The organism is Falsiroseomonas sp. E2-1-a20 (assembly GCF_051433195.1).
Taxonomy (GTDB): domain Bacteria; phylum Pseudomonadota; class Alphaproteobacteria; order Acetobacterales; family Acetobacteraceae; genus Falsiroseomonas.
On the sequence record NZ_JBHMFT010000045.1, the window covers coordinates 1 to 24,226 of the forward strand.

Sequence of the window (24,226 nt, forward strand, 5' to 3'; positions counted from 1 at the left end):
GATGCGCTTCGGCATCGGCATGAACACCGACCACACGCTGGAGGAAGTCGGCCAGCAGTTCAACGTGACGCGCGAGCGCATCCGGCAGATCGAGGCCAAGGCGCTGCGCAAGCTCAAGCACCCCAGCCGCAGCCGCAAGCTGCGCAGCTTCCTGGATAACTGAGGTGGCGATCGCCGCGCCGTGTTGCGTCAAGACGCCACCGGTGCGGGAGCCGGCGATGAAGCGGCAACCTTAGATTGGTGGAGCTACCACGTTAACAAGTCGATCAACGCTGAGGAGCATCCCTTGCCAGCCAATTTCGACGACCCCGCACAAGACCCGCAGCAAAGCCGCAGGACCGAGGTCAACCCCATCGCTGAGCTCCTTGGGGTCCTCTCTCCCGAGGCTCGTCGGCTGCTGCGCAACGTCGCAGAGGAAACCGCGCAGGCGGCGCTGCGGGCGGCCGGCGGACCCAATCCTCTCGCAGCGGCTGCGAGCACAGCGGCGCGCCTCCTCTCTCAAGCAGCGCGGCGGCCTATGGAGACTAACACTGCAACGGACAGGACAACGCGCTCCCAAACCGTCGACAGGTCAGTTCCGACCACCTCGCCCCTGGTGCCTGCTGTAGAACCTTTCGTCCGGTTGCCCCAGCCGGGGACGGATTGGTCGCAGTTCGTGCGCCGTGAGGCAGTGATTGCGATCAAGTCGCCCTCAGTTGACCTATGCGTCGTCGTACTCTCCGACGGGCGTGATCTGGAAGTGGGCGGCTCGTCCGATGCGGTCGCTCGGCAGATCCCAGGTCTTGTGCGCCTGACCCAGCCTGGCACCCAGCGCAGCATGTACGTCCGGTCATCTGCTGTGCTGGCCGTCACTGCTCCATCGAGTGGCTGCGTGCTGCACTTGTCCAACGGGCTTGATTTGGCGGCCGGCGAAGCTGCCGTCGTCGCGGCGAATCTCATCGCAGGCACCGGCTGACGTAGCGCCAGTTCTGACCACAGCTGGTTTTTCCATATCGCCCCCTTATGCGGCAAGCGGTGCCAGGGGTCGCCGGTGGAGGCGCCGCCGCCATCAGCCGCGGTGTTAGTCGCGCGCATGAGATAAGGCAGCAGACGTCCGGGTAGGAGTGGCGACGTCTGGCGGCACAATAGGCCTGGCACCATGCAGGATCGCCCGTGCCACGCCCTTCGCTCACGGCCGTCTCTCAGAGGCCAGTGCCTCGGCCAGGAACGCGGCAACCCGCGCGGCCGAAAGCGTCGCCAGTTCCGGCCACGGAGCGGCCCTCGCTCGCCCCCCCGGTACACCTGGCGCCGGCAGCCGCGTTGTCCATGCTGACGAGCCGAGCGCCAACGTATCCCACCCGTAGCCCGCGCCCGCATACGTCACCCGGCGCACTAGGTGCGCCTCGGCCACTGCCGCCGCGAGGTTGGCGCAGTCGACCGGCAGGTTGAACGGGTCGGCGTCACCGTGCAGCAGCAGCCGCCGCGCCTTCGGGGCGGCGCGTTCGCGCGGCGCGGCGAGCAGCGCGAGCGGGCCGTCCATGCTCATGGCGAGCGCTTGGCCAAGCGCTCCACAGCCAGGGTAGAGCAGCGCGCGCGCGGCAAACGGGTCGTACCCATCCGCCGTGCGTGGCGCCAGCAATACGGCCCACGCGCCAGCGCCGAAGCCGATCGCGCCTATGCGCGCCGGGTCCACGCGGGCCCCGCGCGCGAGCGCAGCGGCGGCCGCAGTGGCACGCGCTGCTCCTTCTTTGGCGTCCTCCGGTCCTGCGTCGGGCGTGGTGCCGTCGAGGGAAATGGCTCGGAGTTCCACCTCCAGCACGGCGATGCCGGCCGCGGCTAACTGTGCGACATATTGATCGGCGCGCGCGTCGCGGCCAAGCGCATCATGCACCAAGACGACGGCTGCCGTGGGAGCGTTGTCGCCTCCCGCTAGGCGGGTGAGCAGGCCGGCATGCTCTGCGTCCACCCAGAAGACCTCGGAATCCGATAGTGTGTCCGAAGCGGCCGCGGCGGCCCCGCAGGCGAGCCAGGCCGAAAACGCCATGCCGATCAGGTAATAGCTCTTGCAGAAGCACCGGGCCATAATATCGAATAAGCAAACTGCATATCTGGTGGATATGGCGATGGAGCTGAGGCACCTGCGCTACTTCATCGCCGTCGCGGAGGAGGGCCACATTACGCGGGCCGCCGAGCGGCTTGGCATGCAGCAGCCGCCGCTCAGCCAGCAGATCAAGCTGCTCGAGCGCGAGCTCGGCGTGCAACTCTTCCACCGCAGGGCCCGCGGCGTCGAGATGACGGATGCCGGTCGTGCCTTCCTGGAGGATGCGCGCGCGACACTTGCCCAACTTGCGCGGATTAGCGAGACGACGCGGCGCGTGGCGCGGGGTGAACAGGGTAGGCTCTGCATAGGCGTCACATCCACCGGCCCATTCCATCCTCTCGTGCCACGCGCGATCCGGGCGTTCCGCGACGCCTGCCCGAACGTGGCTCTGGCCGTCGAGGAATGTCTCAGCAACGAGCTGATTGAGCGGTTGCGAGGCGAGCAGATCGACGCTGCCTTCATTCGTATCTCCCTGCCCGATCCGGCAGGATTGATCGTCCACTGTCTTGGCGAGGAGCCGATGGTGGTGGCGCTGCCGGGCAATCATGACCTCGCCCGGGACAGACCCGACACGTCAGTGTCCCTCGCGAGCCTGGCGGCGGAAACCTTCATCCTTTATGGCCCGCCAGGTACGGGCATGCACGACGCGACGATCGCGGCCTGCCACGCTGCAGGCTTCAACCCACAGGTCGGCAATCTCGGCTCAGCGACGCAGCTCTCGCCGCGCATCACCTCGACGCTGAGCCTGGTGGCCGCGGGCCTCGGCATCTCTTGCGTCCCGGCCTCGCTGCAGCGGATGCGCATCGATGGCGTCGTCTACCGCGCCCTATCCGGCGAGATTGTGCCGAAGGTCCTGTTGAATCTTGCCGCACGCAGGGGAGATGCCTCGGTCGTCGTGCAGCGCTTCGTTGACATAGCCCGGAGGACGCAGAAGGACGTCCTTCGAAGCTGATCAGAAAAGGTCGTGGCCACCGCGGGCAAGCTGGTGCTTCACATTTCCCGTGCTGCCATTTGGACGTCAGGCCGCATTGACCACGCGGACGCTGAGGAGGGTAGCCTTCCGGCAGGCGTGCTCCGCAGCAGTGGCCAGCATTTCCTACCATGGTCTCGTGAAACTGCATCGTTGTTCAGGATCTTGACCCGATCGGCGCGACGCGAGCGGAACACCAGAACCGCGCCTTAAAAGGGATCAGCACCGAGCACCATGCCCGCGCTTGCCATCCGTCGAACGCATTCGGCGTTCAACTCACCAGTTCGAGGAGCGCCATCCTTTCGTCGGTCATCATTGGACTCCGGTTGGGTGGGAGGTCCCGCAGCCCGAACCTACCGAAGAACGGCAGTGACCGCGCACGACGCAGCCGGCCGCGCGACCTCCTTCACCACGTTAGGGAGCGCAACATTTGCGTCGTTTCAGATGCGCGGCTTCCATTCTTCTCTCGCCTGAACCAACCACCCGTCGTCGAAAACCGTGACCGTCTTCTGACTTGGAGGATTACTGAACGGATCGCTGTAGGTTACCTGGTTGTCCGCCGCGGTAGTCCCCTGACTACCCTTCACCAACCCACAATCCAGCAATAGCGGGAAGGCACGCTCGGCGACGCGCTGGCCTGCAACCGTGTCACTCGGATAGTGCACGCCGAGCACTTCACGAAGCTTGGCAATGCGCTGCGCCAGCATCCAGCAAGGGCTTGCCTTATCGGGCCGGCCCGTTCCGACCGCCACGGGCACGACCTGCTCCAGACAGCGCGCTATCAGGAACGCCTGCAGGGAATGACCGCTAGGATAAGCGGAATGTCCTGGCGGATCGATCGTCGACATGACGCTGGGGTCGAGCCGCATCGGACGAGGCCGATTGAACTGACCCTTGTAGTGCATGCAGAGAAACTGCCCTACGCGAAGCGCGGCGGCCACCAGGTAGTAGGTGTACGGATGGGTCGCCAAGCTGAACTGCAACAACCCGCGGAAGTAGCCAATGATGCCGTTGCGCTGAGCCAGCGCCTCGGCGATGGCGCCGGCGCGATACTGAGCCAGCAGCCGCAACTCCGCCAGTTCGGCCTGAAGATTGCTGACCGGCGGATTGCTGTTGGGTACACTGGTGTCCGCCACGTACTCAGCCTGCGTCAGCAGTTTCGTCCAGGCATCGTAGTCCTTTCCGCCGGAATCCTGGGCCTTGATTTGAACAAGCTCTGCAAGAACCAGGAGCGACGCGTTATCCGGTGTGAAGTCGGTGAGCCGTCGCGCGACCCCTTCCGGTGCGATCTGCCAGGCGGCGCCGCCGGTGGGTGGCCAATCTGCTCCCTGCAGTTGCGGCGGCCAGCGATGCCCGCGGTAATGGGGCTCCAGTGCATTGGGATCGGACGGTGTCGGCCTCGGCCGCCGTACGAACTCGGGCGCGACGCCGATTGGACGAAGGACCGAGCGCCGCCCGTTGCCCCCGAGCAGGTCGAGCGTTTCGAACCCATCCGCACCATCTGCACCGTCCGCGCCATCAGCTCCATCAAACGGCCCGGCGACAAAGCGACCTGACATATCCCTCTCCCATCGTGTTTACCGTGGACCCCCAAGGCGGCAGGCCGTCACTCCGGCAGTCCGGAATGCCGCAGATGCGCGGCGAAGGCATCGCGCAGGTTCTGCTTAAAGAAGGGCAGCCGCGACCGCCCATAGGCGGCCAGCGAGAAGTCGGGCCGCAAGGCCAGGAACCGTACGCCGACGTGCCTTGCCTCATCGGACTTGCCATCGCCAGCCAGTGCTGCCGCGAGCAGCAGGAGGGTTGCGGCATGCAGAGGGTTGTCGATCGCCGAACGACGTTGCCAGCGCACAGCTTCCGCAAAATTTCCCTTTGCGTAATGCGCGATCCCGAGGAACATGAACTGTGAGTACCGCATCGGATCCTGCGGCGAGAGGCGAAGGCCCAACTCGGCCCGTCGCACCGCCTCGTCGCCCTGGCCAAGGTAGGCCAGCGTGGCACTCGACAAGGTCCAGGCCAGGGCATGGTTTGGGGAGGCGTCGAGGGCGGCCTCAAAGCACATCATGGCGGCGTCGCTGTCGCGGCGCAGGATGGTGTTAAGATGGCCGAGCGTGGCGTAGGCCAGCGCGTTTGTGCGGTCGATTTCTACGGCTCGCTTTGCCAGGACAAATGCCTCAGCACCGTCGCGGTCCGGGTCGGCCGACCATCCCCGGCCGATGCGCACGCTGTGCCAGCGCGCTGCCCAGGCAATTGGAAGTGCGAAACCGGGCTCCTCGATCATCGCTTCGGCCAGGAACCTGCGTGCGCAGTCGAAGGTATCGCGGTCCGTGCTGCTCATCATGTAGAGGGCGCGCAGCGTACGATCATAGGCGGTTTGGCTGTCCGGCGCTTTACGCATGGCGCGCTGGAGTTCTGCGGCGCGAACATGAGGCGCTAGCCCTGCAACAATCCTGCGGACGATGTCGTCCTGCATGTCGAACACCTCGCGCGGGTCAACCCGGATTCTTTCAGCCCACAATGTCTCGCCGGTACGCGTGTCGCAGAGTTGCACCGACACTCCGTATCCGCCAGGTACGCGGCGCATCCGGCCCATCAGCACGTAGCGTACACCAAGCGCACGCCCGACCTCGCGCGGATCGGGCAGGCGTCCGCGAAACATCGCACTGGAGGCAGCGGACACCACGAAAAGCTCATGCAGCCGCGCTAACGACATCGCCACGTCTTCGGCAAAACCGTCCGCGAAGGAGGATGTCGCCGGCCCCTGATCCTCATCGAGCAATGGCAGCACGGCGAATGAAGGCAGCCCGCCCGAGGGATGCGCAGGCACCGCCACGCGCACGACATCGCAGTCGATCGTGAATAAGCGGGCGCACCTTTCGAAGCCCTTAAGCTCAACAGGGCCGAGCTCCCGCAGCTCTGCCGGCTTCAGCGCATCACCCATCGCCTGCCGCACGCGCTCCGAGATCACGATGCCGCCGGGCGCAGCATGCGACTGCAGCCGCGCGGCAAAGTTGACCGCATCCCCAAAGAGGCGCGGCCCGGTCTCGAACACTTCGCCTGTGTGCACGCCGATACGCAGCACGATCGGCAGCGGATCAACCGCGCTCGGATCCTCAATCGCAAGCCGGATGCCGTGCTGTATGGTACGTGCCCAGAGGAGCGCGCTTATCAGATCCGGAAATTCGGCCAGCAGGCCGTCGCCGGCCATATCCACAATTCGACCGCCGTGCCGCGCCGTCTGCGGCTCGATGAGGTCGCTCAGCAATGCCATCCAGCGCGAATAGATGCCCGGCTCGTCAGCCGCCATGAGCGTGGAATAGCCGACCACATCGGCGAAGGCGATGACAGCAACTCGACGCCTTCCCGCTACGCTGGAGGCTGCGCCATCCTGCCCGTTTAGCGGCCCATCCGACGTCATGACCAGAACGTCACCTCCCCTGCGTAGAGATCAAGGAATGATGCGGCACGCAGGTTAGTGAACATCATGGCGTTTTCCATGATGCGGCGCTACGTTTTCGAACGATCAGCAGGCCGGTTTGAGCCACGGCTCGCGGCCGAGGGACAAGGGACCGTGGCAATGTCGGGCGGAAATGGCCGGCGATTGGTTCTGACGTTTCGATCGTGGCCGGAGGTGCGGGAGTCCTACGAGGATCGCAACCTTGTTGGATTCCGCGAGGCGCTCAGACGACAGATCCTCGAGTGGCAGAAGAGGACCAGCAAGCCCGACGATTGGGCGGTAGCAACCGAGTTCGACGTGCTGGCGCTGCCTTCTAACGAGACGGCTCCGCGCGGCATTGAGATCCCTGCGGAGCTACTACGCGAGTATCTAACTGTTGGGCTGGTCTTCACGGGCAACGACGCCGCACTGCGTTTTCTGGTCGCAAGCGTGACGGGCGCCTTTGGTCAAGAGGCCAGCATCGGCGCTGATGTCAGGGTCGACCCAGCCGCCGCAACCGCATTGGACACCTTCTGGCAGCATTGGTGCCCGAGCGAGGCGAGCCATACCCTGTTTGGCACCCGATCCGCGGCGCTTACGACAATCTGTGCTGATCCGGCGCTACTTGCCCCGAAGGGGCTGCCTGGGACCACGCGCGTCTCCTTGGTGCTCGTGGACACCGGGCTGCCACTAGACATGCTGTCCCCAATCTTTCCGGGCTGGGCTGTCGCCGTGGGTTCCCAGGTGCGCCAACCAGGCGACCCGCTGAGCGCGGGACATGGCGAGATGGTTGCGGGCAACGCCCTCGCGGCGACGCTCGGCACGGATGTGCTCCTGCTCGATTGTCCCGCGATCCCAGATGGCATCAGCAACCTGGACGTGTTCACAGTTTCGGTGACCGCCGCGCTGCTTGCGGTGCTGGCCGTTGTGCGATTCCGCCGCCTCGAGGAGGCACAGCAAGGTCTGCCACCCTCGCCCTGGGTGATCTGCAACGCCTGGGGTGTGTTCGATCCCGATACGCAAGCGCCGTCAATTCCGTACCCTGATAATCCCGAGCATCCTCTGGCCAATGCGCTGCTGCTCCTGGCCGCCGAGGGGGTAGATATCATCTTCGCCGCCGGCAACTGCGGCGAGTTCTGTCCGCATTCCCGTTGCAACCCGGCATTTACGGGACCAGGCCGCAGCATCCACGGCGCGAACGCGCTTGCGACGGTGCTTACCGTCGGCGCCGTGCGAACAGACGGGCTCTGGCTCGGCTACTCGGCTCAAGGACCGGGCATTCCAGGCATGCACGCGGAGAAGCCGGACGTCTGCGCGCCAAGTCAGTTCAGCCACGATGACGATGCCCGCGGCAATACCGGCACCTCGGCGGCCTGCGGCTTGGCGGCAGGTGCTGTGGCGCTTTTCCGCAGCAAGTGGGCGCCGTCCGACATCAACCCTGCAGAGCTTCGGCTGGTGATAGCTTCGACAGCCGTACAGCCTGGGGGTCCGGCAGGCTGGATGGGCCGAACCGGTCACGGCATCATCGATGTTTTGGCGGCAGCTCGTGAGTTGAGCGGCTCCTGAATTCGCGGACGCGGTCGTGCTGTTGTGCGCCACCTGCGGGTGCGCCTGCGGCGGCACTGCAGATCACTGCGTCGGGCTAGGGCGGGTGCCTGCACGGCACGCAGTGGAATGTAGCCCAGCGGCTCTCGCCCTGTGATCGCACTCACATACGGTTCCCGATGGCGCGCCTAGGGTTGCTTCGTGGACGAGGCAGGGGCCTCGGACCCAATAGGAGGAACCAGACAATGCGTCGCATCATCAATCATCTTTTCGCAGCCGCCCTAATGGGGCCGCTCTGCTCGGCTTTCGCAGTCGCGCAGGAGCAGGGCAGTTTCCCGCGCGTGGTCGGCAGCGGTGAAAACGCCTCCGTCGAGTACGGCCCAGGTCCGCGAGGCAATATTGTGGGCGGCGGCCGCGTCGACGTCGCCGGCTCCGGTGAGAACATTGAGCTGCGTCACCTTGACCCGCTCACCGTACAGCACGGCTACGCGGGGCTTATCCCAAGCTCGCGCAGCATCGGCGAGAACAGCGAGCTCGTGTGGCTGCCCGCGCCCCACCAGGGAGCCGCGTTCGCCACCGCAGCGGCCCGTTTGTCACGGTGAACGCAGCGCCTTCCTTGCCCCCGGTCACCCCAAGGTGGCCGGGGTTGGCGCTCCGCTCCGCGCCGCGCTGCTTCAGGGAACATTGGCTGCGCGCCGACTGGCACGCTAAGCTGAACCATCGCTGCCCTGGTTGCGAGGCACTCGACAGGAGGCCCGCTATGTCCAGTTCTGCCCAAGGTCCCCTTGTAAGGCCGGTAGATGCTCCCGGCAGTGAATTGAACCTCGCGAGGTTGAGCCGCGTGCCTTTACTCGCGGGAGCACCGGAGGCGACGCTTCGTGCGCTGGCAGCCAAGGCGCGCTGGCGGATGCTGGTAGCCGGGGAGATAGTCATGGATGCCGGCGATTTGGGCCGGGAGGTATTTTTCGTCGTCGAAGGTACGGTCCGGGTTGCACTCCACAGTGTCAACGGTGCCGAGTTGATTCTCAATGATCTGGGTCCGGGCGACTTCTTTGGCGAGCTGGCCGCGATCGACGGCATTGAACGATCCGCGAGCGTCACAGCCATATTCCGTGCATGCATCTGCCAGGTGCCTGGCAACGACTTTGTTGAGCTCGCCCTCGGCACGCCGTTGGTCGGGCGGCGGCTCCTGCGGTTACTTGCCTTCCGACTGCGCGCCAAGGATGATCGCAGCCTCGAATCTGCCTCGCTGCCGACGCGTCAGCGTGTGCTTGCGGAGCTGCTCCGCCTTTCCCGCGACGCCGCAAATGGCGACCGAATCATTACGCCGCCGCCGCCACAGAGAATCCTGGCGGCCCGGCTCGGGCTACGGCGCGAGACCATTTCACGAGAACTCGCGAAGCTCGTCCGCATGGGACTGCTATCGGTGAGGCGAACAGCTTTGGTGATCCATGACGCGGATCGGACTTGCGCGGAACTCAAGCTCCAAGTCCGCGGGCTGGCGCAGCTTCATCACGATCCATAGGCTAGCTAGCCGCTGTCAAGGAACGGCAGTGATCCTCATTGAAACCGTGGCGGGCGCGCTGCAGCGCGCCGGCGCTGCCGGACCTGAGTTGGGCGGCGGTGTTTCCGCCGCGCCTGCACGGACTTTACATTTTGCGGCAGGGCCACAGCGGCTGGCGCGTTCAGCCGATGCGGACGCGCCGCGTGACCTGCCCGTTGCTCTCCCAGTAGGTGCGCTTGCTGGCGATCCAGGGATCATCCATTGCGGGCTGAATCCGTCCCGCGGCGTCGATCACGCGCGAGGTGATTGCGTGCTCACCGGAGGTCGGGTTGTTCCAGTCCAGCGACCAGATCTTCCAAGCGAACTCGGCTGCATCGGAACGGTCGATCGTCGCGGCCACCCACGGGCCGTCGTCGATCTGCACCTCTACGCGCGCAACCGGGCCGCCCCACGCTGCGCCGACGATCCGATGGCGATCGCCAAGCCGGGTGACCCGGGCGGGTGCGGACTTCAGCAGCGCGCGGCCGACCGTGGTTTCTACCGCGAGTCTCCTGCCGCCGACCTCCTCCTCGCGCACGGTCACGTAGTCCCGACCCATGAAGCGGCCTGCGAAGCGGGTGTCCCGCACCTCAATCCGGTCGAGCCACTTCACGTTGGCCACGCCGTACCAGCCCGGCGCGACCAGCCGCAGCGGAAAGCCGTTCTCGCGCGGAAGCGCCACGCCGTTCATCTCCCAGCACAGCAGGACGTCAGCCGCCGTCGCGTCGGCCACCGACATGCTCCGCGCGAAGGGTGCCTGGACCTTGGTGTCGCGGATCTGCTCTTCACCGCTGTCCGCGCCGTAAAAGACGACCTCGACCCCCTCCGCCTGGAGGCCAGCCTCGCGCAGGAGCGGCGCGAGGGGCGTGCCGGTCCAACGTGCCGTCCCGATGGCGCCGGTGAGCCAGGGAATTCCGTGGTTGCCGGAGCACTCCACGGTGCAAGTGACCTCTTGCCGCTGCCGCGCCTTGATCTCGTCCAGCGTCAGGCTGAGCCGTCGGTCCACCAGCCCGCTGACGCGCAGCCGGAAGGCGGCTGCATCCACATCCGGGATCCCATAGTGGGCGACGACGAAGAAGCGGTCGTTCGGCGTGACCCAGGAGTCCAACTGCTCCCAGTCGAGTTGGCGCGGCACCACCTGGGGCGCGGCAACCGGCGGGGGAGGATCCGCCCAGGGCACCACCTGCTCTCCCGGACGGCTCGGGAAGGCCCATGCGGGGAGGGTCGGGCCGAGCGTGGCCAAGCCGGCCGCGGTGGCGCCATAGGTGAGGAACTCACGGCGGTGGACATCTGCATTTGCCAAGACACGCCTCCTTCCTTGTATTCCGTCTCGCCCGGGGCTGCGGCGCCACCGTAGCGCGTAGCCAGCCCTGGCAGGCGTCATTCCGCGGAGAATATTGCGGACTCCACGGGATCGTGGGCACCCGGTTGAGGGTTTTCTCGGGTGGATTGTCGGCAGTCTAAGCTGGCTAGTGTTCCGACACTTCAGAAGGTGCAGACGTCGGCGACCGGAGATCTGCCCGTGTTACTCCGTGACCGAATGCAGCGCGGTCACCTCGGTCACCAGCTTGTTCCGGAACGCCTCCAGGAACCCGCTCGCCTCGACAGCGACCCGGACGAAGCCCGTCGCAACGTTCTCCCGCAACCAAAGCTCCGTATCGGCCAAGAGACTGGCAGAATCGATGCCAGGAAACTCGCCGGAGCGAGGTCCGAAAGCGATGGCATTGATGATGACCCCTTCGGCAGCAGCGGCGTCGCGCGCCTCCCACGCGGGAGTGAGGGATATTGTTTCCTGGCCATCGGTTGAGATATCGATCACTCGAAACTGCGGCAGACAGGGCGCAGCAGCCAGTTCTCGATGTGCATCGGCAATGGCACGACCGATTGCTGTGATGTCATGTCGCCCGGATCGCTCCAGCGCACGGACCGCCGCGGCGAAGTGGCCCGCCTCCGAGGCATTCCTGATCACCGTCCATCCAAGCCGGACCATTGCGCGATGAGAGAAGTCCGCAACCATGACGGCCATGCCGCCGTCCTGCTCCATGGCCCGGACCAATTGCGGTGTCTCGAACGCCAGGGCGGTACCGTCACGCTGAGCGGCATAGAGGTGGTCAGGGACCGATCCAGAGGTGTCGATCAGCAGGACAAGCGCGGCCAGGCACGTGGCAGCTGTCATGGGACACCTCCCGCGTCATCGCAACTGCTGCCTTCATCGGCATACTGGTCGGAGAGCCTACAGGTGCGAAGCCCTCCATAGGGTTCCGCCTAAGAAGCACCGCGTTCAAGCACCGCGATCACACGAGTTCGCGAAACCGCCTTTGTGGTAGGCGGAGAATCTATCCGTGCAGCGTGTCCGGGGCATTCACGTCCCATTGCGAAGGCCGCGGTAAAGTTGCGACCGGCCGCCTGGAAGATCGGCGGGCCGGGCGGCACCGGGACGGTCATTTCGGCATGGGCTATGACGGCCTGGATTCCCATCCCAAGGAACGTCGCGCGCTCCGGCCCGTCCCACACCGTGAAGGCGTACGTCCCGCCCGGGCAGAGCACACGGAAGGCCTCGGCGATCGCGTGGTCTGGCTCGGCCAGGTGCAGCATGCCAAAGGCACCGGCGACCGCGCCGAAGCGCGCATCTGCGTCGTCCAACGCCTTGGCATCACCAATGCGGAACTCGACGCCGGCGAGACGGGCGCGCGCGACTTCCACCATCGCCGGGGCGATGTCCACGCCGATCGCCCTGACGCCACGCGCAACCGCTCCAGCCGTGGACGTAGCCGGGACCGCAACAGACATCGAGCGGCCGCACGCCAGGCCGTGCGCCCAGCGTGTCGAGGAGAGGCGTCACCGCCGCAATGCTCATACGGCCGGCATGGTCGTCGTAGTACGGCGCCTGCCGGTGCCAGCCATCGCGCTCGAAGGTCTTGAAGCCCGGGCCTTCCGTCATCGTGGTCGTGATGTCCCCTCCCGGTGTATCGCAAGGCCGCGAGGCAGCGGGCCCAGGCCCACGCTGCTTCGGCTCCCTTCAGAACGGCGCATCCAAGGACCTGCGGGCCTTGTCGATCAGCCGGGCCGGTCCGTGCCACGTCGTCGAAACCCAATCTTTCGGCAGCCCGATGTCGGTGAGTCGGGCAGCACTGAGGTCCTCGAGCCCAGGCTCCGCTGGCCGCATGGCGAGGGCGAGTCCGGCCTGCAGGCGTGCAGGGAGGGCATGCACCGCCTGCGGCCACGCAGGGCGGTATCGCGGCTCCACCGAGAAGGAGATTTGGAACCAGAGGGCGTTGGCGGATACGTGCATCTCGAACCTCCCCTATTGGTCCGGCCTCTGCCCCTGATCGGGCAGTTGGCGAACCGCTGGCTGAAGCCTAGGCTTGGTTCCGGCCGGGTCGGCAGGCGGCTTCGGCCGGAACCGAGGCTTCTGCGCCATGCCCCACATCCTGGGCCCTGCGCCGCCGCCACGGCCGCTGCGCGTCGCGGTACTCGTCACGCCCGCCACGAACGCCTCCACGGCCTGCGGCATGGTCGACCTGTTCTCTGGTGTCGGGCGTTCCTATGAGCGCCTGACGGGCGAGGATCCGACCGCCGTATCCCTGATCGACGCTCGCCTCGTCACCCTCGACGGCGGCGAGGCGGCGGTGTCGAACGGAATAGTGCTCGCCGCCACACTGCCGATCTCTGCCTACGCCCCCGGCACCGGAACCTGCGCCGACCTCGTCTGTGTCGCCTCGCTGGCCGTGCCGGCCGACCAGCCCGTTGGCGCCCCACCTGCGGTGTGCGCGTGGCTACGCCAGTGCCTCGCCGCTGGATCCGTCGTCGCCTCGGCCTGCTCAGGCGCCTTGCTGCTCGCCGAGGCAGGGCTGCTCGACGGCGGCGAGGCAACCACGCACTGGGGCTACTGCGCGGCGTTGCGTCAGCGCCACCCTGCGGTTCGGGTGTGCCCGGAGCGCGTGCTGGTCGCCACCGGGCCCGGCGGGCGCGTGGTCACAGCGGGTGGCTCTGCCTCCTGGTATGACCTGGTGCTCTACCTCGTGGACCGCTTCCTCGGCGCCGAGAGGGCGCGCCGAGCCGCGAAGCTCAACCTGCTGCAGTGGCATGTCGCGGGGCAACTGCCCTTCGCGTCACTGAGCGCGACGGCGCAGCATGGCGACCGTGCGATCCGCGCGGCGCAGGATTGGCTGGCAGAGAACTACCGCGCGCCGCACTCGATCGCCTCGATGCTGTCGCGCTCGGGGCTGCCGGAGCGCAGCTTCCAGCGCCGGTTCCGCGCGGCGACAGGCCTCTCGCCGCTCGATTATGTACACGCGCTGCGGATCGAGGAGGCGAAGCAGATGCTGGAAACCACGGAGATGGCAGTGGACGCCATCGCCGACGAGGTCGGCTATGAGGACCCTGCCTTCTTTCGCCGCCTGTTCCGCCGCCACGTCGCTCTCACGCCCGCAGCCTATCGTCGCGCTTTCGCCCGCCCTGCGCCGACCCTTAACCACTCGCGGGGCTCCGGCATGTCGAGGGACGAGCCTGAGCCCGCCCCTAAGACGTCTTGATCAGTGCGAGCTGACGAACGCTTGCGCCTGCTCGACCACGAGCGGCAACGAGTTCAAACCCCAGCTGTGCGGCAGTCTGGCTTACTGGACGTGAGCGACCTCAAGCAGCAGGTCTAATGTTCTGATTGAGGCGGAACAGGTTGGATGGGTCATACTTCGCCTTGAGAGCTGCAAGGCGGGCATAGTTGTCGCCGTAGGCGGCGCGGATACGTGCCTCGCCCTCATCGCCCAGGTTGTTCACGTAGACGCCGCCGGTGGCGAAGGGCTTCATCGCCTCCCATACCCGGCGCGACCAAGCGATGTTGGCTGCGTCCTGCGCGGCGTCCTCCCAAATCGAAATTGGAATGCAGTCGAAGACCGCGTCACGGTTCGAGTAAGCTGTCGCATCAGCGGACACACGCGCAATGGCACCTCCGGCCTGTTGCAGGCCTATGACCGACATTCGGGAGGGCACATCTTCGAACAGGCGGATCAGCACGTCGATTGCCTCTGCACGCAGTTCAGGCAGGAAGTGAGATTTCCAGTGGTAGCGCCGACCTCGCGGAAACAGTCCGTCGGCTGAAGCTTGCAGAGCGGTGTAGGTGACCGGCCCCACCATGTCCTGCGCAGGTCGTGGGCCAGCCTCGCGCAGCGGCCGAAGGGTCTCCTCTCCGCGCTCGATTGAGCCGGCGCAAAAGGCGGAGACAGCAAAGGCCGGTGCGCCATCCGGACCCGTCAGCAAGACGCCCAGCGCATCCACATCATCGGGCGCGACGGCACAGAAGGCGGCATAGTGCCGCATGGCATCTCGTGCGGCGGACCATTCCCACAGCAGCATCCCGCCCAAGACCGTTGGGCCCACAGGGTGAAGCCGATATTCGAAGGCGGTGACGATGCCGAAATTTCCGCCGCCACCCCTGAGGCCCCAGAGCAGATCGGAGTTCTCCTTCTCGGTCGCGCGCAGCAGGCGGCCATCCGCAACGACTACTTCCGCCGCGAGAAGGTTATCACAGGCCAGACCGACGCTGCGGCCAAGGCGGCCGAGACCTCCACCCAACGTCAGCCCAGCTATGCCGGTGTCGCTGTTGACCCCCATCGTGGTGGCGAGCCCATACCTCTGCGTCGCCGCGTCGAACTCGCCAAGCAATACGCCAGGCTCCGCGCGCGCGACCCGGCGCACAGGGTCTATCTTGATGGCTTTCATGCCGGACAAGTCGATCATTAGACCGCCGTCGCAGCAGGAGGCGCCAGCAATGCTGTGGCCGCCGCCCCGCACCGCAACGGTCAGTCCGGTCTCGCACGCGAACGCCAAGGCGACGCGGACATCTTGGTCATTGGTACAGCGGGCGATTGCGATGGGCCGCTTGTCGACCATGCCATTCCAGAGCCGCCGCGCATCGTCATAGGAGGGCTCGCCAGGGCGAAGCAGTGTGCCGCGCAACTGCCCCTTTAGGTGTTCAAACCGTGCCGGCTCCAGAAGCCTGCCCTTGTCCGTAGTCGCCTCGGTCAGCTGCATTTCTGAGCCTCATGACAACTGGAACCCGCGCGCAGAACAGCAAGCCGGGTGGTTCTGGCAGAAGATGTTCCTTCACGTAGCGGCATCACAGCAAATGGGCATTTTTCAGCTGCAGATGAATTCGGCTCAGCTAAGCTGTGCACATGAGACAGAGGCTGCCGCCCCTCACAGCGCTTCGTGCCTTCGAGGCGACCGCGCGCCACATGAGCTTCAAAGCGGCCGCCTCGGAACTTGGCGTAACGCCGACTGCCATCAGCCATCAGGTACGGGATCTCGAGGAGGCATGCGGCACGGCACTGTTCCGCCGCCGCCCACGCCCTCTGAAATTGACCAAGGCAGGTGATCACCTTTTCCCAGTTCTGCAAGCCGGCTTCGACTCCATTGCGGCAGCCGTGTCAGGTCTGCGAGAGGCGGAAGAGCGGCAGCCCCTGAGGGTGACCACCACAAATGCTTTTGCACATCGCTGGCTCGTACCCAGGCTGCCGCTGTGGCGCGCGGCGCATCCGAGGCAAATGCTGGAGGTGATTGGGACGGACGCGCTTGTAGACCTGCAGGCGGGTGAAGCCGACCTTGCTATCCGCTATGCACCGGCGGCGCCGGCCGGGCTGGTGTCGCGGGAAATCCTACGGGACACGTTCTGGCCGATGTGCAGTCCAGTTCTGCTTGCACCCAATGGGGTGACAACCGAAGCTGCTCTACTTCGTCTGCCACTAATCCACATGCACTGGCAGCCGGCTGAGCCCCACGCGCCAACATGGCGCCGCTGGGTAGAAGCGGCTCGCCGTATCGCCCCTGCGCTGACTGACCCGGACACGATGGAGGGCCTTTTCTTTCGCGAGGAGTTGCACGCGATTGAGGCGATGATTGGCGGGCAAGGAGTTGGCATCTGCAGCGACGTGCTGGTCGGGCGTGAGTTGGAGCTCGGCGCGCTCGTGAAGGCTTCCAGCCTGTGCCTGCCAGGCTACGGCTTCTTCATCGTCCATCAGGCGGGACATCCGCGGCAGGCGGCCATAGAGCGCTTTTCGGATTGGCTGCGCTCTGTGACGGGGGCTTGAGAGGCTCATGGCTCCATCCAATGCCCGAGATAGTCCCCATCCGTCGGACAGTTTCACGGCCTGGATAAGCTCGGTTCTGGTTGTCGTCAGGCCGCCAATCTCTCTACCTGGTTCGCCCTATAAGCCTCGTCTGGGGTCTGCCCTGCCGGGTAGGGGCGACAATAATCGCAAGCGTGGACGAGGTTTGGCTCCGCCTACTGTGAGGAGCCGGCCAACCAGTCTTCGGCGCGCAGCCCGTCGACGCGCTGGGCGGCCAGCAGGTCGACGGCGGCGGGGGTGCGGGAGGAGCGGCGATGGCCGGTGGTGGCGCGGCGGGCGGCGCTCCAGCCGCGCTCCAGGCTCTGCAGCAGGGCCAGGGCGTCCTCGGCTTCGTCCGCGAGGGCATGCAGGAACATCGGGATCCATGTCGCAAAATTCCAGTCGACCTCGGCGCGCAGCGCGGCTGGCTGGGTTTTCCAATAGAAGACATCGACGGGCACGCTCATAGTGGCAGCTAATTACTGAAGAGGGCCAGTGCCGTGGCATCGAGCAGGTTCACGCGGCTTGTTGGATGCGCCCTACCCATTCAGCAGGCTGGGATGGGGGCCATCGCGTCGCCTGAGCTTGCTGCAGCCGTGTCGGCAGCGGGTGGCCTGGGCATGCTGGGCACCGCCCGGGTTGGCATGGGTCCAGGCCCCCTCGTCACGCGACTGGACCGGGTCAAGGCGCTGACGTCCCAGCCCTTTGGGGTCAATTTCATCGTCTCCCCCTCGCATATTGGCGGCCAGCAGGTCCGCCCCGAGCTCGACTTGGACTGCGTGGCTCTGGCGGCCCGCGCGTCCCGGGTGGTGGAATTCTTTTACGGCGAGCCTGATCCCGAACTGGTCGCCATCGCCCATGCCGGTGGCGCGCTGGCGTGCTGGCAGGTGGGCTCGCTGGAGGAGGCGGTGCAGGCGGAGCAGGCTGGCTGCGATTTCATCGTGGCGCAGGGGATCGGGGCCGGCGGTCATGTCCGTGGCACTACGGCACTTCAGGCTTTGCTGCCGCTGGTCATTGCCGCCGTGAAGATCCCCGTTGTCGCTGCGGGCGGTATCGGCACAGCCCAGGACGTGTCCGCGGCCCTAGAGGCAGGAGCGGATGGGGTGCGCTTGGGGACGCGTTTCCTTGCGGCCTCCGAGGCCCAAACGCATCCGGAGTATGTGGATGCGCTGATTGGCGCGGCTGCGGAGGACGCGGTCTACACGAAGACTTTCCACGTGGGCTTTCCCGATGCGCCGCACCGCGTGCTGCGGAGTTGCATCGACGCTGCGCAAGCCTTCAAGGGAGACCAGGTCGGGGAGGCGGTGCGGATGGATGGAACGCGGGGACTGGTTAGGCGCTTTGGCACTGCCACAGTGGACGCGGTGACTAGCGGCACTATCGCCGCCATGCCGCTCTGGGCGGGCCAGTCGGTAGGCGCCGTCACCCGCGTCCAGCCAGCTGCGGAAATCCTGCGCGAGCTAACAATGACACTTTGAAGGTCGGCCCAGCGCTCTGGGCGCCAGCGGAACCTCGACGCCATCCGAACCGCGCAGGCAGCTCCGGCGCTGTCGAGCTCAATGCCAGCGAACCGTAGGACAGAGACTGATTCCGACTCCCGTTTCCTTATTCCGGAAGTCCCGCGTCGCGTAAGGCCTGGATGAGCGCGAGGGTAAAATGATCGTCCGCGAATAGCCACCTGATGCGATCTGCGAAGACGCGCGCCCCGGCGGGATTTGCAGCCTGGTAGCGCCGCGCGGCCGCGCGGGCTTCATCCAGGCGACCCAGGGCGTGCAGTGCGCCTACGACAACACGATGGCCAGTTGCGCGCCCAGGCTGCAGCGGGATGGATTGAGTGCCGGCCACGAGTGCCTCCTCGTAGCGGCACAGCATCAGCGCGGCGAAGCCAAGTCCTGAAAGGAAGAAAGCCATCTCTGGGTCGAGGGGACTGAGGCGGATTGCACGATGGAACATCACGACCGCACGTTCGGCCTCGCCAAGGTAGTTCAGGATCCAGGCGGCGCTTCCAAGAACCTGAGCTGAGTTCGGATTCAGGGCGAGCGCCCGGTCAAGCGCGGCCCAGCCACCGGCACGATCCTGTGCAAGCCACGCCACCGCCTGTCCCGCGCAGCGCAGTGTGGCTGGATCGTCCTGCGCATCGGATAAGGCTTCGCGGGCAAGCCTAATGCCCTCGTCACGCTCATCGGGCGAAGACCAGCCCTGAATTTCCTGCTGGAGCAGGCTGAACGCTGCGAACGCCTTCGCCAGCGAAAAGCGCGGATCCAGGGCGATCGCCCGACGCAGCAGCGCGAGGCAGGTATCATTGTCAACCTGGGTTTTGGCGTAGTGGTGAGGAAGCGCGCGCAGGTAGAAGTCGTAGGCATCGAGACTCTCTGTCGGTTTGCGACGCGCGCGTTCGACCTCTGCCAGGCGAAGGCTCGGCTCGATAGCGCCCGCGACCGCCTCCGCCACACGATCCTGCAGAGCGAAGACATCCGCAATGTCGCCGTCGAACCGCTCAGTCCAGACGTGATGTCCGGTAGCAGCCTCGACGAGCTGGCAGCCGATGCGCACCTGCCCACCCGCCTTGCGGACACTGCCCTCGAGGACGTAGCGCACGCCGAGCGCGTGACCGACCTCGCGGACATCCACCGCCCGGCCGCCATAGGTGAAGGCGGTGTTGCGCGCGATAACGAAGAGCCAGCGGATGCGGGAGAGCGCGCTGGTGATCTCCTCCACCATGCCGTCGGCAAAATACGCCTGGTCCGGATCACCACTCATATTCTGGAACGGCAATACGACCAGAGACGGCCGGTCCGTTGGCGGCACCAGCGGTGATTTCGCGGCAGGCGTGATCTCCAACCCGGGCGCCGTACCTGCCGAAACCGCAGTATCCAGGAGATAGCCGCGCCGCGGTACTGACCGCAGAATACGCCCGGCCTCGTCACCAATCGCGCGTCGCGCCTCGCGCACCGCCCGGAACAGGCTGTCCTCAGTCACATGCACGCCGGGCCAGGCCGCGTCGAGCAGGGCGTCCTTGCTCATCGTCCGGCCCGCGTTGTGAGCCAGGACCATCAGCAGATCGAAGGGCTTGGGCGCAAGGGGAACTTCGACGCCGTCTTCGCCGAGCAGGCAGCCCCGGACGCCGTCCAGTATAACGCCGGCGAAGTGCAGCACCTTGTCCTCTGCGATCTTGTCCATTCTCCACCTGAGCGGCCACGGCGCCGTTGGCAAAGCATACACAGAACATCGGCGAGACTTCAGTAAGGCATCAGGACGCCGGCAGGCCCAGGGCGCGATGGTTGCCGCACGGCCGGCGCCCCGCCGACTGGCTTGTAACCCAGGAGGCTATGATGCGCGTGACCCGGATCCCTCTGATCATGTTCTCCCCAGCGCCAACGGGCAACCCTGCCGACCCTGGCGTTTGGTGTGCCGTATCAGATCGCCTGTCGCACATCCTCGCCCAGACCCGGACTTTGCTGCGGCCAGCGACGGACACCACCCGGCTGAGTGCGCACATGCTCCGCGATGTCGGTTTGGTTTGGGGCGAACCCCCGTTTGTCGGCGTCCGGGAGCACTACGGAATGGATTACCGGCTGTAAGCAACCTCGGTCGTTTCGGGCGCAAGCCTGCACAGCAGGCCTATCGATCCAGGTATCACCGGACAAGACGCCAGATCAGGAATGCATGCCATGAAGAACGGTGAAGCCCTGTTAGGTCAGACCCGCGCCTTCGCCGCGGAACTGGCAGTACAGCGGCCCGAGCGCCAGCGCCGACGCGCCCTCGAGCCGGCTGATTTCGACCGTCTGCGCGACATCGGGTTCCACGAGGCCTGCGTCCCCGTCGCCTATGGCGGCCTCTGGGAAGACCCGCGCCGCTCGATCCGTGTCCTCGCCGAGGCGTATCGGACGCTTGCCGGCGGCGACCCTTCCCTCGCCCTGGCCGCCTCGATGCATCCGGCGGTGCTCTCCTTCTGGCGGGATGCCGAGGTGCCGGTTGGCCAGCCCGACGCGGATGCCTGGGAGGCGCAACGGCGGGAGGTGTTCGTCTCCGCACTCGGTGGTGCCTGGTGGGGCACCATCACCTCGGAGCCGGGCAGCGGCGGCGACATCGGCAAGAACCGCGCGGCGGCGCGGCGCGACGCCACGGCCCACTGCGGGTGGCGCATCACGGGTGAGAAGCACTTCGGCTCCGGCTCCGGCGTCACCTCCTACATGATCACGACCGCGGTGCCGGAGGGCGAGGCTGAGCCCGCCTGGTTTGTCTTCGACATGCGCGACGTACCGTGGGACGGGTCTACCGGTCTGGCGCTGCGCGCCGAATGGGACCGGCACGGCATGGCCGGAACCAACAGCCACGGCTTCACCTTCAACGACTTCCCGGCGAGGCGCATGGCGTGGCCCGGCCACTGGCGGCAGGCGATCGAGGGCAACGGCGGAACCTCCACCATCCTGTTCGTGGGCGTCATCCTCGGCGTGGTAGATGCCGCGATGGCCTACATGGACCGCCAGTTGCGCGCCCGCGGCGCGCCGGACACCCCGCTGCCTGCCTTCGAAAAGGTGGAGTGGGTGATGGCCCAGCGTGAGGCTTGGCTGGCGCAGCAAGCCTATGAAGGCGCCCTGCATGGGCTGGAGCGGCACGGAAGGTCGCGACGCGACGCACAGATGGCAAAGGCGAACCTGGCCACGCTCGCTGAATCAATCCTGACGCGGCTGTGCCGCATCGCCGGTGGTGGTGCCTATTCCCGAAATTCCCCGCTCTGCTTCTGGTTCGAGGATGTGCGCGCGGCGGGCTTCCTGCGGCCACCCTGGTCAGTGGCGCTGGAGGGCCTCTACGCCATCGGGTGGGACGTCCCGCCGACAGCAGGCATTCTCCTTCCCGCCGCGCTGGTGCCGGGGCGCCCCGACACCAGAAACATTACGGCCCTGCTGCAGGTCGGCAGCGTCTTAGCTTTGACGCCAGCTGGATACGAGCCGCCCGCGGCGCAGCCGCTCAGCGATGCGGATTAAGAGGAAGAGCGAGCCGCCTTTGCCATCCGGCAAGGGTGGACTGCGCGTGACCGTGCTGGACATGCGCCGAACGAAAATGGAGAGAAACTCCGTGGAAAAAATCGCCCAATGCATGTGTGGCCAGTTCCGAGCCGTCGTGACCAGCGAGCCGAAGTCCGTCGCCATGTGCCATTGCCTGGCATGCAAGCGACGCTCCGGTTCCGCCTTTGCCTACAATGCCTTCTACCCGACGTCGGACGTTCGCTTGGAAGGGACCTACAGGGTCCACGAACGCAAGGGTCAGGCAGGGCACAAGATCGAGCGGCACTTCTGCCCGGAATGCGGGACGACTGTGTACTCCAGAACTGAAAAGTTTCCTGGCATCTGCAACATATCCGTTGGCGCTTTTGCGGATCCGAACTTCCCTGCCCCCTTGGTATCGCTTTTCGAAGAGTCGAAGCACGCATGGATCGTCCCGCCACCCGGTATTGAACACTACGTTCAGGGCCGCGCCCCGGGCGCGGTACGCCCCGAGGCCAGCCAGGGTCAGGACGCCAAATCATGAGCGCCCAGGAGAAATCGATGCGCATTGCAATCGTCGCCCCAGGCGGGGTCGGTGGTTATTTCGGCGGCCTGCTGGCAAAATCCGGTGAGGACGTGGCCGCCCTCGCACGCGGCTCCCACCTGGCTGCCATCCGGCAGTCCGGACTGAGGGTCGAGGGGCCGCGCGGCGACGACACCGTCCGCATGGACGTGAGCGACGATGCCGCGACGCTTGGCATCGCCGATATCGTCATCTTTGCCGTGAAGCTCTACCAGGCGGAGGAGGCCGCACGCGCCGCGGGGCCGCTGTTTGGGCCAGAGACGCTCGGCATCTCGCTGCTGAACGGCGTCACTGGACCGGACGTGATCACCTCCGCGCTGCCGGGCGCGACCATCCTGCCCGGCTGCGCCTACGTCTCCGCGGTGATCGTGGCGCCGGGGCACGTCCGCTACACCGGCGCGATGTCGTCCATTGTCTTTGGCGCGCCGGCCGGCGATGGGGCAGCCCGCGCAAAGGCCACGGATTTCGCGGAACGTTGCCGGCGGGCGGGCATCGGCACTGAGATGACGGAGGATGCGCGCAGCGCGCTGTGGGGCAAGCTGATCGGACTTGCCGCCAATGCCGCGATGACGACGGCCGCGCGCCTACCCGCGGGACCCCTCTATGGCGATCCGGAGATCATGGAGGTGGTCGCTACGCTGATTGCCGAGGCGACCGCAGTGGCGCGCGCCGACGGCGCGACGCTACCAGACGACATCGAGGAGACGTGGCTTGCGCGGCTCAAGGGTTTTCCACCCGACATGTACGCGTCGATGTACCACGACATCGCGAAGGGCGGTCCGCTGGAGGTGGACGGCTTCTCGGGACACATTGTCCGCGAAGGTCGCCGTTTGGGCATTCCGACGCCGCATCACGCCGCGCTCTACGCAGTCCTGAAGCCGCATCGCAGGGGCAGTCCTCCAGTCAAGTAAAGCATTATCCGCTACCATCGATCGCGACGGCTTTCGACCCACCGTCATCGGGACCAGCGAATACGGTAAATGAGAATCCGCGCGCCGGCCGGCAGCGTGATCATGCCGCCGACGCCCGATCGCCGCAGCACCGCCGTCAGCGCCTCACCATCGAAGCCGGGCGCAACACGCACCACAGCGCCGGCCAGTTGCACCTCGATTGCGGGCGTAGCGTGTGGCGGTGCGGCCATCAGATCGGGCATCGGACCCGGTGCCGCCGCTACGATTGGCACGAAGCCCAACGGCACGCCTGCACCCCGCCGCACGCCCCTGACAGCCCCGACAGTCTCACAATCGCCAATGTCGAACATACTGTCGGCCCGAAGCTCCATGCTCCACGCCGACCCACCACATCTAGCCACCGCGCCGGAAGATGGGCCTCGTCGCCGCGCTTACTGAAGATCTGTCGGTGCGCTACGATCGGGCGAAGCAACTGCGCGAAGAGCTCGCCGCCGACATTACCGACCTGACCGCCCGCGCCGAGGCGCAACCCAATCCGCAGGCGCTGCCCGCCGAGATCGCAAAATCAGTCCGTGTTCAGGTTCGCAGACTGCAGCGAGGAGCATGCCATACTGATCGGGTGTTGGCGGCGAGGCTACGACCTTTGGTGCACCTGCACGGCGCGGAATAAGCCGTACCCGAGCACCATGGCCATGGTCGAAACCGTCGCGACGTAGAAAGGCGTGGCCGGGCTGCCAATAAGATCCTGCAGGCGTCCAGCAAGTGCGGGCAGAGCCGCAAAGATTGCGAAGTTGCAGGTTTGGAACACGCCCATGCCGACGCCGCGGCTCTCGGGCCGTAGTACCTCGCTTGGCAGCGACAGGAGCACGCCGACCGGCAGTCCCATCATCAGCCCTGCGATCAACAGCGGTGGCGCTGGAGCGATCAGCGGCATGAGCAGCAGGCACAGGCCCCAGCCGAACAGCCCCATCAGCACCAACGCGGTCGCCCGTCCGCCTCGCTGGGCAAGAATTCCACCGACCTGCACCGATGCGACCACCAGCCACCCTGCCGTCCCAACGACCAGGCCG

General features: G+C 66.1%; 25 protein-coding genes. 13 read left to right on the forward strand and 12 right to left on the reverse strand.

The window, feature by feature from the left end:
- Positions 1–163, forward strand: a 163-nt coding sequence (locus tag ACFHPP_RS26750; protein ID WP_437165199.1) for a sigma factor-like helix-turn-helix DNA-binding protein, incomplete at its 5' end; no start/stop codon positions are given.
- Between the two features lie 123 nt (positions 164–286).
- A complete protein-coding gene (locus tag ACFHPP_RS26755) occupies positions 287–955 on the forward strand; it encodes a hypothetical protein (protein WP_437166296.1) in 669 nt (222 codons plus the stop codon).
- 213 nt (positions 956–1,168) lie between these two features.
- Here the strand turns inward: ACFHPP_RS26755 and ACFHPP_RS26760 are convergent, their stop codons facing one another.
- Positions 1,169–2,062, reverse strand: coding sequence for a dienelactone hydrolase family protein (locus ACFHPP_RS26760; protein WP_437166297.1), 894 nt, complete (start codon positions 2,060–2,062; stop codon positions 1,169–1,171).
- A 34-nt stretch (positions 2,063–2,096) separates the two neighbouring features.
- Between ACFHPP_RS26760 and ACFHPP_RS26765 the strand changes: the two genes are divergently transcribed.
- Positions 2,097–3,032, forward strand: a complete 936-nt coding sequence (locus tag ACFHPP_RS26765) for a LysR family transcriptional regulator (protein ID WP_437166298.1) — start codon at positions 2,097–2,099, stop codon at positions 3,030–3,032.
- Positions 3,033–3,490: 458 nt separating this feature from the next.
- On the opposite strand, the gene ACFHPP_RS26770 is transcribed toward ACFHPP_RS26765, so the two are convergent.
- Together ACFHPP_RS26770 and ACFHPP_RS26775 are read right to left on the reverse strand one after the other, a co-directional pair.
- On the reverse strand, positions 3,491–4,609 hold the full coding sequence (locus ACFHPP_RS26770; protein ID WP_437166299.1) for a phosphatase PAP2 family protein: 1,119 nt from the start codon (positions 4,607–4,609) through the stop codon (positions 3,491–3,493).
- Between the two features lie 47 nt (positions 4,610–4,656).
- Entirely contained in the window at positions 4,657–6,465 is a 1,809-nt protein-coding gene (locus ACFHPP_RS26775; protein WP_437166300.1) for an adenylate/guanylate cyclase domain-containing protein, read from the reverse strand.
- A gap of 66 nt (positions 6,466–6,531) precedes the next feature.
- Here ACFHPP_RS26775 and ACFHPP_RS26780 point away from each other — a divergent pair, with 66 nt between their 5' ends.
- From ACFHPP_RS26780 to ACFHPP_RS26790, 3 genes are all read left to right on the forward strand, one after another.
- The gene (locus ACFHPP_RS26780) at positions 6,532–8,049 is read left to right on the forward strand and encodes a S8 family serine peptidase (protein ID WP_437166301.1); all 1,518 of its coding nucleotides are present in this window, start codon (positions 6,532–6,534) and stop codon (positions 8,047–8,049) included.
- A 224-nt stretch (positions 8,050–8,273) separates the two neighbouring features.
- Positions 8,274–8,630 carry a hypothetical protein gene (locus ACFHPP_RS26785; RefSeq protein WP_437166302.1) on the forward strand — a complete coding sequence of 119 codons (357 nt, stop codon included), beginning with the start codon at positions 8,274–8,276 and terminating at the stop codon, positions 8,628–8,630.
- Positions 8,631–8,935: 305 nt separating this feature from the next.
- Positions 8,936–9,553 carry a Crp/Fnr family transcriptional regulator gene (locus ACFHPP_RS26790; protein ID WP_437166318.1) on the forward strand — a complete coding sequence of 206 codons (618 nt, stop codon included), beginning with the start codon at positions 8,936–8,938 and terminating at the stop codon, positions 9,551–9,553.
- Between the two features lie 160 nt (positions 9,554–9,713).
- Here ACFHPP_RS26790 and ACFHPP_RS26795 read toward each other — a convergent pair whose 3' ends face one another.
- The 4 genes from ACFHPP_RS26795 to ACFHPP_RS26810 form a co-directional block, all read right to left on the reverse strand.
- Positions 9,714–10,874 carry a sulfite oxidase gene (locus ACFHPP_RS26795; RefSeq protein WP_437166303.1) on the reverse strand — a complete coding sequence of 387 codons (1,161 nt, stop codon included), beginning with the start codon at positions 10,872–10,874 and terminating at the stop codon, positions 9,714–9,716.
- Between the two features lie 222 nt (positions 10,875–11,096).
- Positions 11,097–11,747, reverse strand: coding sequence for a DUF1194 domain-containing protein (locus ACFHPP_RS26800; protein ID WP_437166304.1), 651 nt, complete (start codon positions 11,745–11,747; stop codon positions 11,097–11,099).
- A gap of 89 nt (positions 11,748–11,836) precedes the next feature.
- On the reverse strand, positions 11,837–12,361 hold the full coding sequence (locus ACFHPP_RS26805) for a class I SAM-dependent methyltransferase (RefSeq protein ID WP_437166305.1): 525 nt from the start codon (positions 12,359–12,361) through the stop codon (positions 11,837–11,839).
- A gap of 229 nt (positions 12,362–12,590) precedes the next feature.
- Complete coding sequence (locus tag ACFHPP_RS26810; RefSeq protein ID WP_437166306.1) at positions 12,591–12,863, reverse strand: hypothetical protein; 273 nt, start codon at positions 12,861–12,863, stop codon at positions 12,591–12,593.
- A gap of 127 nt (positions 12,864–12,990) precedes the next feature.
- Between ACFHPP_RS26810 and ACFHPP_RS26815 the strand changes: the two genes are divergently transcribed.
- Positions 12,991–14,106 carry a GlxA family transcriptional regulator gene (locus tag ACFHPP_RS26815; protein ID WP_437166307.1) on the forward strand — a complete coding sequence of 372 codons (1,116 nt, stop codon included), beginning with the start codon at positions 12,991–12,993 and terminating at the stop codon, positions 14,104–14,106.
- Positions 14,107–14,206: 100 nt separating this feature from the next.
- On the opposite strand, the gene ACFHPP_RS26820 is transcribed toward ACFHPP_RS26815, so the two are convergent.
- Positions 14,207–15,601, reverse strand: coding sequence for an FAD-binding oxidoreductase (locus ACFHPP_RS26820; RefSeq protein WP_437166308.1), 1,395 nt, complete (start codon positions 15,599–15,601; stop codon positions 14,207–14,209).
- A gap of 143 nt (positions 15,602–15,744) precedes the next feature.
- Here ACFHPP_RS26820 and ACFHPP_RS26825 point away from each other — a divergent pair, with 143 nt between their 5' ends.
- Positions 15,745–16,656 (forward strand): LysR substrate-binding domain-containing protein, encoded by a 912-nt coding sequence (locus tag ACFHPP_RS26825; protein ID WP_437166309.1) that lies wholly within the window; start codon positions 15,745–15,747, stop codon positions 16,654–16,656.
- Positions 16,657–16,850: 194 nt separating this feature from the next.
- Here ACFHPP_RS26825 and ACFHPP_RS26830 read toward each other — a convergent pair whose 3' ends face one another.
- A complete protein-coding gene (locus ACFHPP_RS26830; RefSeq protein WP_437166310.1) occupies positions 16,851–17,141 on the reverse strand; it encodes a hypothetical protein in 291 nt (96 codons plus the stop codon).
- 33 nt (positions 17,142–17,174) lie between these two features.
- Between ACFHPP_RS26830 and ACFHPP_RS26835 the strand changes: the two genes are divergently transcribed.
- Entirely contained in the window at positions 17,175–18,152 is a 978-nt protein-coding gene (locus tag ACFHPP_RS26835) for an NAD(P)H-dependent flavin oxidoreductase (RefSeq protein WP_437166311.1), read from the forward strand.
- 127 nt (positions 18,153–18,279) lie between these two features.
- Here the strand turns inward: ACFHPP_RS26835 and ACFHPP_RS26840 are convergent, their stop codons facing one another.
- Positions 18,280–19,854 carry a winged helix-turn-helix domain-containing tetratricopeptide repeat protein gene (locus tag ACFHPP_RS26840; protein WP_437166312.1) on the reverse strand — a complete coding sequence of 525 codons (1,575 nt, stop codon included), beginning with the start codon at positions 19,852–19,854 and terminating at the stop codon, positions 18,280–18,282.
- Between the two features lie 491 nt (positions 19,855–20,345).
- Between ACFHPP_RS26840 and ACFHPP_RS26845 the strand changes: the two genes are divergently transcribed.
- Genes ACFHPP_RS26845 through ACFHPP_RS26855 form a run of 3 tightly spaced genes read left to right on the forward strand, consistent with a single transcriptional unit; the run spans position 20,346 to position 23,156 of the window.
- Positions 20,346–21,662 (forward strand): acyl-CoA dehydrogenase family protein, encoded by a 1,317-nt coding sequence (locus tag ACFHPP_RS26845; RefSeq protein WP_437166313.1) that lies wholly within the window; start codon positions 20,346–20,348, stop codon positions 21,660–21,662.
- Positions 21,663–21,708: 46 nt separating this feature from the next.
- On the forward strand, positions 21,709–22,206 hold the full coding sequence (locus tag ACFHPP_RS26850; RefSeq protein ID WP_437166314.1) for a GFA family protein: 498 nt from the start codon (positions 21,709–21,711) through the stop codon (positions 22,204–22,206).
- Positions 22,203–23,156, forward strand: a complete 954-nt coding sequence (locus ACFHPP_RS26855) for a ketopantoate reductase family protein (protein WP_437166315.1) — start codon at positions 22,203–22,205, stop codon at positions 23,154–23,156. Before ACFHPP_RS26850 ends, ACFHPP_RS26855 begins: the two co-directional genes overlap by 4 nt.
- 44 nt (positions 23,157–23,200) lie before the next feature.
- Here ACFHPP_RS26855 and ACFHPP_RS26860 read toward each other — a convergent pair whose 3' ends face one another.
- Positions 23,201–23,398 (reverse strand): hypothetical protein, encoded by a 198-nt coding sequence (locus tag ACFHPP_RS26860; RefSeq protein ID WP_437166316.1) that lies wholly within the window; start codon positions 23,396–23,398, stop codon positions 23,201–23,203.
- 170 nt (positions 23,399–23,568) lie between these two features.
- On the opposite strand from ACFHPP_RS26860, the gene ACFHPP_RS26865 reads away from it, so the two are divergent.
- Positions 23,569–23,826, forward strand: coding sequence for a hypothetical protein (locus ACFHPP_RS26865; RefSeq protein WP_437166319.1), 258 nt, complete (start codon positions 23,569–23,571; stop codon positions 23,824–23,826).
- On the opposite strand, the gene ACFHPP_RS26870 is transcribed toward ACFHPP_RS26865, so the two are convergent.
- On the reverse strand, positions 23,791–24,226 hold a 436-nt coding region (locus tag ACFHPP_RS26870; RefSeq protein ID WP_437166317.1), incomplete at its 5' end, for a hypothetical protein. The two genes, ACFHPP_RS26865 and ACFHPP_RS26870, sit on opposite strands and share 36 nt — an antisense overlap.

Excerpts from the sequence above, each read along its gene's own strand:
- ACFHPP_RS26760 (WP_437166297.1), bottom strand. The coding sequence starts at position 2,062 with ATGGCCCGGTGCTTCTGCAAGAGCTATTACCTGATCGGCATGGCGTTT.
- ACFHPP_RS26800 (WP_437166304.1), bottom strand. The coding sequence starts at position 11,747 with ATGACAGCTGCCACGTGCCTGGCCGCGCTTGTCCTGCTGATCGACACC.
- ACFHPP_RS26770 (WP_437166299.1), bottom strand. The coding sequence starts at position 4,609 with ATGTCAGGTCGCTTTGTCGCCGGGCCGTTTGATGGAGCTGATGGCGCG.
- ACFHPP_RS26865 (WP_437166319.1), top strand. The coding sequence starts at position 23,569 with ATGGGCCTCGTCGCCGCGCTTACTGAAGATCTGTCGGTGCGCTACGAT.
- ACFHPP_RS26840 (WP_437166312.1), bottom strand. The coding sequence starts at position 19,854 with ATGGACAAGATCGCAGAGGACAAGGTGCTGCACTTCGCCGGCGTTATA.
- ACFHPP_RS26855 (WP_437166315.1), top strand. The coding sequence starts at position 22,203 with ATGAGCGCCCAGGAGAAATCGATGCGCATTGCAATCGTCGCCCCAGGC.
- ACFHPP_RS26765 (WP_437166298.1), top strand. The coding sequence starts at position 2,097 with ATGGCGATGGAGCTGAGGCACCTGCGCTACTTCATCGCCGTCGCGGAG.
- ACFHPP_RS26785 (WP_437166302.1), top strand. The coding sequence starts at position 8,274 with ATGCGTCGCATCATCAATCATCTTTTCGCAGCCGCCCTAATGGGGCCG.
- ACFHPP_RS26790 (WP_437166318.1), top strand. The coding sequence starts at position 8,936 with ATGCTGGTAGCCGGGGAGATAGTCATGGATGCCGGCGATTTGGGCCGG.
- ACFHPP_RS26780 (WP_437166301.1), top strand. The coding sequence starts at position 6,532 with ATGGCGTTTTCCATGATGCGGCGCTACGTTTTCGAACGATCAGCAGGC.
- ACFHPP_RS26860 (WP_437166316.1), bottom strand. The coding sequence starts at position 23,398 with ATGCCCGATCTGATGGCCGCACCGCCACACGCTACGCCCGCAATCGAG.
- ACFHPP_RS26830 (WP_437166310.1), bottom strand. The coding sequence starts at position 17,141 with ATGAGCGTGCCCGTCGATGTCTTCTATTGGAAAACCCAGCCAGCCGCG.
- ACFHPP_RS26845 (WP_437166313.1), top strand. The coding sequence starts at position 20,346 with ATGAAGAACGGTGAAGCCCTGTTAGGTCAGACCCGCGCCTTCGCCGCG.
- ACFHPP_RS26815 (WP_437166307.1), top strand. The coding sequence starts at position 12,991 with ATGCCCCACATCCTGGGCCCTGCGCCGCCGCCACGGCCGCTGCGCGTC.
- ACFHPP_RS26820 (WP_437166308.1), bottom strand. The coding sequence starts at position 15,601 with ATGCAGCTGACCGAGGCGACTACGGACAAGGGCAGGCTTCTGGAGCCG.
- ACFHPP_RS26810 (WP_437166306.1), bottom strand. The coding sequence starts at position 12,863 with ATGCACGTATCCGCCAACGCCCTCTGGTTCCAAATCTCCTTCTCGGTG.
- ACFHPP_RS26805 (WP_437166305.1), bottom strand. The coding sequence starts at position 12,361 with ATGTCTGTTGCGGTCCCGGCTACGTCCACGGCTGGAGCGGTTGCGCGT.
- ACFHPP_RS26775 (WP_437166300.1), bottom strand. The coding sequence starts at position 6,465 with ATGACGTCGGATGGGCCGCTAAACGGGCAGGATGGCGCAGCCTCCAGC.
- ACFHPP_RS26825 (WP_437166309.1), top strand. The coding sequence starts at position 15,745 with ATGAGACAGAGGCTGCCGCCCCTCACAGCGCTTCGTGCCTTCGAGGCG.